At 57.9% G+C, this 6772-nt stretch carries 6 protein-coding genes; 4 read left to right on the top strand and 2 right to left on the bottom strand.

Annotation, left to right across the window (positions count from 1 at the left end):
- Window positions 1–88: 88 nt before the first annotated feature.
- Window positions 89–1159, bottom strand: coding sequence for a 3-deoxy-7-phosphoheptulonate synthase (locus tag NW842_RS10770; protein WP_414357850.1), 1071 nt, complete (start codon window positions 1157–1159; stop codon window positions 89–91).
- A gap of 289 nt (window positions 1160–1448) precedes the next feature.
- The gene (gene sufR / locus NW842_RS10775; RefSeq protein ID WP_414357848.1) at window positions 1449–2165 is read right to left on the bottom strand and encodes an iron-sulfur cluster biosynthesis transcriptional regulator SufR; all 717 of its coding nucleotides are present in this window, start codon (window positions 2163–2165) and stop codon (window positions 1449–1451) included.
- A gap of 179 nt (window positions 2166–2344) precedes the next feature.
- Between sufR and sufB the strand changes: the two genes are divergently transcribed.
- The 4 genes from sufB (at window position 2345) to sufD (ending at window position 6635) form a co-directional block, all read left to right on the top strand.
- Entirely contained in the window at window positions 2345–3781 is a 1437-nt protein-coding gene (gene sufB, locus NW842_RS10780; protein ID WP_414375444.1) for a Fe-S cluster assembly protein SufB, read from the top strand.
- 244 nt (window positions 3782–4025) lie between these two features.
- On the top strand, window positions 4026–4424 hold the full coding sequence (mscL, locus tag NW842_RS10785; RefSeq protein ID WP_011431004.1) for a large-conductance mechanosensitive channel protein MscL: 399 nt from the start codon (window positions 4026–4028) through the stop codon (window positions 4422–4424).
- A gap of 97 nt (window positions 4425–4521) precedes the next feature.
- Window positions 4522–5337, top strand: a complete 816-nt coding sequence (gene sufC / locus NW842_RS10790) for a Fe-S cluster assembly ATPase SufC (protein ID WP_414357843.1) — start codon at window positions 4522–4524, stop codon at window positions 5335–5337.
- On the top strand, window positions 5334–6635 hold the full coding sequence (sufD, locus tag NW842_RS10795) for a Fe-S cluster assembly protein SufD (protein ID WP_414418015.1): 1302 nt from the start codon (window positions 5334–5336) through the stop codon (window positions 6633–6635). The genes sufC and sufD overlap by 4 nt, the downstream gene beginning before the upstream one ends.
- Window positions 6636–6772 lie beyond the last annotated feature (137 nt).

The following is a 6772-nucleotide window of genomic DNA, read 5'->3' on the forward strand; positions in this document are numbered from 1 at the left end:
ACGAAACCTTGGCTCGACCCTAGGAGCAGGCTGCCCCTTGTCCCCATTTCCTTTTTGATTCTTTAACAAACTCCGGGATCCCCGTCCCTCAGCGGCTGAGGGCCAACGCTCTTCCCTCTACGGTCGCCGCCATCTCCCGCAACAGATCTTCCGTCTCTTCCCAGCCGATGCAGCCATCGGTGATGGAAACCCCGTACTGGAGCGGTGCCCCCTCATGCCAGGTTTGCTTGCCCGGATAGAGGTTGCTCTCCAGCATCAGTCCCATCAAAGCCCGCTGCCCCGCCTGGTACTGCTGTAGCACCGCCCGACAGACGGATCCCTGGTTGCGGTAATTTTTGTGGGAGTTGTCATGGGAGCAGTCCACCATCACCGAGCGAGGGATCCCTTGATCCTTCATCAGCAGTGCTGCCCGCGCCACATCTTCCGGGCCGTAGTTGGTCTTGCCCCCTCCCCCCCGCAACACAATGTGTCGATCCGGGTTGCCGGTGGTTTTTACCAAAGCCGTCATGCCATCTTGGCCAATGCCCAAGAAACTGTGGGGATGGCTGGCGGAGAGGATGGCATTGAGAGCGATTTCCAGCCGTCCATCGGTGCCGTTTTTGAAGCCCACAGGCATGGAGAGACCGCTGGCCATTTCCCGGTGAGTTTGGCTTTCGATGGTTCTGGCGCCAATGGCCGCCCAGCTCACCAGATCCGCCGTGTATTGAGGGGTCACCGGATCCAGCATCTCGGTAGCACAGGCCAGGCCCAGCTCGTTGATCTGCAGGAGAATGGAACGGGCCAGTTGCAAGCCGGTGGCAATGTCGCACGAACCATCCAGGTGGGGATCGTTGATCAGGCCCTTCCAGCCCACCGTGGTGCGGGGTTTCTCAAAATACGTGCGCATAACGATCACCAGGTGCTCCCGAGTTTGGTCGGCCACCCGCTTGAGGCGATGGGCATACTCCAGAGCCGCTGCGGGATCGTGGATGGAACAGGGGCCGACGATCACCACCAAGCGATGGAGATCCCGTCCGTGGATGATGTCGCGGATGGCTTGCCGAGTGGAGAGCACCACTTGCGCTGCCGTTTCCGTAAGGGGCAGCTTGGCCTTGACAGCAGCAGGGGCAATCAAGGGAGTCACCTCTTGGATGTTGCAATTGTCGGTTTGGGGGGGCATGGAACTGTCCTTAGTGTGCAAGTGGGTGGATGGGGTCGTCGAGCCATCAAAAAAGCCCTGGCGCTGGGCTCAGGGCTTCAGGACTGACTCGGGTAAACCTAGGTCTTTAGTTTACGCGCCACCCTTCCGCCCTGGTCGTTGCCAGGGAAAGGTAAAGTAGCCAAAAAAGGAAGCGCGCCAGACCATGCGGAGAGCAAACTTAAAACCTGTACGAGATAACTATACCCGAAAAAACCTCGTTTGACACCTCAGGGATCCGGTTTCCTGGCGGAGAGACCAGCGGGAAGTCTTAAGCCGACCGAGCCGCCGGCTTGGCAATCCAGTAGCCGCAGGGGTGTTCTCCCTGCACCTGCCAGGTGATGCGCTCTACTCGGCAATCGGGCAAGGCGGCAGCAAACATCTCCAGCTCGTGGCCGCAGACGCTGGGAAAGGTGTGGGCAATCTGGGCAATGGCGCAATTGTGCTCAACCAACACATACTGCTCGACGTAATACTCGGATCCCTCTGCTGCCATCGGCACAGTCAGGTCGGCAGGATAGGGGTAGTACTCCGCCATGTAACCCTCTGCCTGGCGCAACTGCACCAAACGCTCCAGCCGCTCCCGCAGGGATCCGGATCCCAGCTGGGCCTGATACTCCCGGGCTTTGCGCTGCCACTGGTGGTGGAGAAGGGATCCCATCTGCTCGGATCCCAGAGTTTCGGCCAGGGTGTTGAGCAGACCAAGGGCAAACTCATCGTAGCTGGCGGGAAATTGCTCTTCTCCCAAGGGACTGAGCTGATAGAGATGCTGGGGGCGGCCTAGGCCATTGGGTTGAGCGATATGTTGGATCAACCCCTCTGCCTCCAGATCCTTGAGGTGGCGGCGGATGGCCTGGGGAGAAATGCGCAGGTGCTCTGCCAGCGTTTGGGCGTTGGCCTGCCCCGCCTTGCGCAGGTAGACCAAGATGGCCTGCTTACTCGAAGCGGGTTGAGCGACCTGCCCGGTGATCTTGCGCGTGCTGTCCACCCTCGCCCTCCTGGTTAGACTGGGTTAATCGGCTGCCGCTGCCAGCACAGCTCTCTGCTATTTTGACAACGGGATCATTGCTAAAGTAACCTGAGGATCAGTTAAACAACAACTCTGTTGTTTTATTTGGCCATCTAGCTTGGTCGCGTTTCTACCCTGTCACTCTCTGAGAGCCATCCATGTCTACAAGTGTCCGCGCCCTGGTCAACCAGCCCTACAAGTACGGCTTTGTAACCGACATCCCCTCTGAGTCGATTGGCAAAGGCTTGAACGAAGAGGTGATTCGGCAGATCTGGGCCAAGAAAGGGGAGCCGGACTTTATGCTAGAGTTCCGGCTGCGGGCCTACCGCCAGTGGCTGAAGATGAGCGAGCCCACCTGGCCCAACGTCAGCTACCCGCCCATTGACTACCAAAACATTGTCTACTACTCGGCCCCCAAGGTGCAGCCCAAGAAAAAGAGCCTGGACGAAGTGGATCCGGTGCTGTTGGAGACCTTCGAGAAATTGGGGATCCCCTTGTCTGAACAGAAGCGGCTGGCCAATGTGGCGGTGGATGCCATCTTCGACAGCGTTTCGGTAGCCACCACCTTCCGGGAAAAGCTGGCCAAGGAAGGCGTGATTTTCTGCTCCATGTCAGAGGCGCTGCGGGAGTATCCGGAGCTGGTGCGCAAGTACTTGGGCAGTGTGGTTCCCATTGCCGATAACTACTACGCGGCGCTGAACTCGGCGGTGTTTAGCGATGGCTCCTTTGTCTATGTGCCCAAAGGGGTGCGCTGCCCGATGGAGCTCTCCACCTATTTCCGCATCAACAACGGCGAATCGGGCCAGTTTGAGCGCACCCTGATCATTGCCGACGAGGGATCCTACGTCAGCTACTTGGAAGGGTGTACTGCCCCCATGTTCGACACCAACCAACTGCATGCGGCGGTGGTGGAGCTGATCGCCCTAGACAATGCCGAGATCAAGTACTCGACGGTACAGAACTGGTATGCCGGCGACGAAAACGGCAAAGGGGGCATTTATAACTTTGTAACCAAGCGCGGCCTGTGTCAGGGGGCAAACTCCAAGATCTCCTGGACGCAAGTGGAGACCGGCTCCGCCATCACCTGGAAGTACCCCAGCTGTGTGCTGGTGGGGGAAAACTCGGTGGGCGAATTTTACTCGGTTGCCCTCACCAACCACTACCAGCAGGCCGATACCGGCACCAAGATGATTCACGTGGGCCGCAACACCCGCAGCAAAATTATCTCCAAAGGGATCTCGGCTGGGCACTCCAAAAACAGCTACCGCGGCCTGGTCAAAATCGGGCCGAAAGCGGAAGGTGCCCGCAACTTTTCCCAGTGCGATTCCATGTTGATTGGGGATCAGTGCAGCGCCAACACCTTCCCCTATATTGAGGTGCAAAACAACACCACCAAAGTGGAGCACGAAGCTTCCACCTCCAAGATTGGAGAGGAGCAATTGTTCTATTTCCAGTCGCGCGGGATCGGCATGGAAGATGCCGTGTCCATGATCATCAGCGGCTTCTGCCGAGAGGTGTTCAACCAATTGCCGATGGAGTTTGCCGTAGAAGCCGATCGGTTGCTGAGCCTGAAGTTAGAGGGATCCGTCGGCTAGGGGATTGTTCCCGACGTGAAGCTGAGCAAGTGGGCGAGGCCGCTGACACGCTGTGGGAGCAGGCGCTGCCATTTTCAGGAGAAGGGTAAGGGGTTAGGTAACTCCCAAGGCAGAGGGCTGTGATCCCCTGAAGCCAGAGGCGGCCCAAGGGCTTGGCGACGTTGCAAACAGCGCATGGATGCAGGGGGGGAGAGGGGATAATCAAGGAGTTTTGAACCGTAAGGCTAGGCAGGAGAAGTTCCCCATGAGGGCATTTCTGGAGGAGTTCAAAAAGTTCATCAGCCGGGGCAATGCCTTAGATTTGGCTGTTGGCGTTGTTATTGGAGGTGCTTTTGGGAAGATTGTGACTTCTTTTGTAGCAGATCTGTTTACTCCAGTTTTAGGCTTGATGATTGGTGGAGTGAGCTTCCAGAACTTGGTCTGGAAAATCGGTGGAAGTCCTGAAGACCCAGTTACGATTAACTACGGTAGCTTTCTGCAAGCTGTGTTTGATTTTGTGATTATCGCTTTTGCCATCTTCTTACTGGTGAAGGCGATCAACACCCTACAGCGAAAGGAGGAAGAATCTCCTCCCACATTGCCCCCACCAGAAGTGGTTTTGCTGACAGAGATCCGGGATATCCTCAATCGCCACTCCCAATAGAGCTATAGGGGATCCTTAGGCCCAAAATCCAAACCTGGTTTAGGGATCCCTTAACTTTTCAGCTCCTGCCCTTCGGTGTCAACCCTAGAGTCTAGCCATGATCCGTGAAAACAGCCCTGTCATCTTATCCGTTCGAGATCTCAGCGCCGAGATCGACGGCACCCCCATTCTCAAGGGGTTGAGCCTGGAAATTCGCGCCGGAGAAATCCACGCCATCATGGGCCCCAATGGCTCTGGAAAAAGCACTTTTTCCAAGATCTTAGCCGGCCACCCTGACTACAGGGTGACGGGGGGCGAGATCCTCTACCTGGGAAAAAATCTCTTGGAGATGGAGCCAGAAGAGAGGGCTTGGGCAGGGATCTTTTTGGCATTTCAATACCCCATCGAAATCCCAGGGGTGAGCAACTTGGATTTCCTGCGCGCCGCCTACAACGCTCGCCAGAAATATCGGGATCAGCCGGAACTGGATGCTCTGGATTTTGACGACCTGGTACGGGAAAAGTTGGATATTGTCAAAATGGATCCCGTTTTTTTGGAGCGCTCTGTGAATGAGGGCTTTTCCGGCGGCGAGAAAAAGCGCAACGAGATCCTGCAAATGGCGGTGTTGGAGCCTACGCTGGCCATTTTGGACGAGACGGATTCCGGTCTGGATATCGACGCGCTGCGCATTGTGGCCCACGGCATCAACCGACTGGCCGGCCCTGAGAATGCCATGCTCTTGATCACCCACTACCAACGCTTGCTGGACTATGTAACCCCCGACCACGTGCATGTGATGGAAGGGGGGCGTATTGTCATCAGCGGGGACAAGACCTTGGCGCTGGAGCTGGAAGAACGGGGCTACGACTGGATCAAAACTCAGTTGGGCCAAGAATCAGCAGCCGCAACATCCCGGCGGGAGGAAGAGGGATGAGCGCCACCTTGCCCAAACCTTTCGCCCCAGAGAGCCGCCTATTCCTGGAGCACATCCTCGGCCAAATCCCCGAAAGGCAGGATCCCTACACCACCCTTAGGCAGCAGGCCCGCGCCCAATTGGCCGAACTGGGGATCCCGACCCCACGGGAAGAGGATTGGAAATACAGCGATCTCTCGCCACTGCTGGCCCACAAGTTTCGCCTGGCTGCCGCGGCGGATCCGGCTCTGGATGCGGCAACCCTAGAGCCCTGGCTTTGGCCGGAAGCCAGCTATAGCCGCGCCGTGTTCGTCAACGGCTACTTTGCCCCCCAGCTTTCTGATTTGAGCGGCCTGCCCACCGCTTTGCAGGTGATCCCTTTAGCCCAAGCCCCAGGGGAGTTGCTGCAAACCCTGGCCAAGACGGATGTGTTTACGGCCCTCAACACCGCTCATCTGGGAGATGGGATCCAGATTGGCCTACAGCCCGGCCAGGAAGTTCCGTCACCGCTGCACCTGCTGTTCATAACGGTGGCTCCTGAGGGAGAGGCCGTTTTGGCCCAGCCCCGCTGCCTGCTGTCTTTGCAAGCCCACAGCTCCCTCACGCTGATCGAAGATCATGTATCCCTGGGATCCGGGATCCCCTTTGGCAACGCGGTTACGGAGATCGCCCTGGCAGAGGGATCCCGCTTGCACCATGTGATCCTGCAGCGGCAGGGGTCTCAGGCTTTTCACATCAACCAGACCGCCGTGCGCCAAAGCCGCAACAGCCACTACCGCCTCCAGGCGATTCAGTGGGGATCCCGGTTTTCCCGCCACAACTTGGAGATTGCCCAGGTAGAGCCCCAGGCCCACACCCAACTGCAGGGGCTAACGCTGCTGAAGGGATCCCAGCACAGCGACACCCACTCCCGCCTGGTGCATCAGGCCCCCCACGGCAGCAGCCGCCAATTGCACAAGTGCATTGTGGACGAGACGGCCCATGCGGTCTTCAGCGGACGGATTCTGGTGAGCCGAGAGGCCCAACTGACGGACGCCGCCCAGACCAACCGCAACCTGCTCCTAGGCCCCAAAGCGCGGGTCAACACCCAGCCACAACTGGAGATCTTTGCCGACAACGTCAAGTGTGCCCACGGGGCCACCGTCAGCCAACTGGAGGCGGAAGAGATCTTTTATCTGCAAAGCCGGGGTATTCCCCAAGCTGAGGCCAGGCAACTTCTCACCTGCGCTTTTGCGGCAGAAGTTCTGGAAGGGATCCCGTTGGCTCAACTTCCCGCCCTGGTGGCCCGCCGGTTGGGATCCCATGCATTCAACCAATAGGTTTTTGCTCCCCCATTACCCTCAAGAGTGACCAGACTTGGGCGTAATGGATAGGCAGCAGTAAACTACCCGGCTCCGACCGCTAAGCGGTACGGAGCGGGCTTTCAGTAGCCCTGAGCCTGCTCTGCTCTACCAGA

The sequence above is a fragment of the Synechococcus sp. R55.4 genome, from assembly GCF_047461935.1.
Taxonomy (GTDB): Bacteria; Cyanobacteriota; Cyanobacteriia; order Thermostichales; family Thermostichaceae; genus Thermostichus.

Bases quoted from the DNA above. Each gene is read 5' to 3' on its own strand.
- NW842_RS10770 (WP_414357850.1), bottom strand. From the start codon at position 1,159: ATGCCCCCCCAAACCGACAATTGCAACATCCAAGAGGTGACTCCCTTG.
- sufB (WP_414375444.1), top strand. From the start codon at position 2,345: ATGTCTACAAGTGTCCGCGCCCTGGTCAACCAGCCCTACAAGTACGGC.
- mscL (WP_011431004.1), top strand. From the start codon at position 4,026: ATGAGGGCATTTCTGGAGGAGTTCAAAAAGTTCATCAGCCGGGGCAAT.
- sufC (WP_414357843.1), top strand. From the start codon at position 4,522: ATGATCCGTGAAAACAGCCCTGTCATCTTATCCGTTCGAGATCTCAGC.
- sufD (WP_414418015.1), top strand. From the start codon at position 5,334: ATGAGCGCCACCTTGCCCAAACCTTTCGCCCCAGAGAGCCGCCTATTC.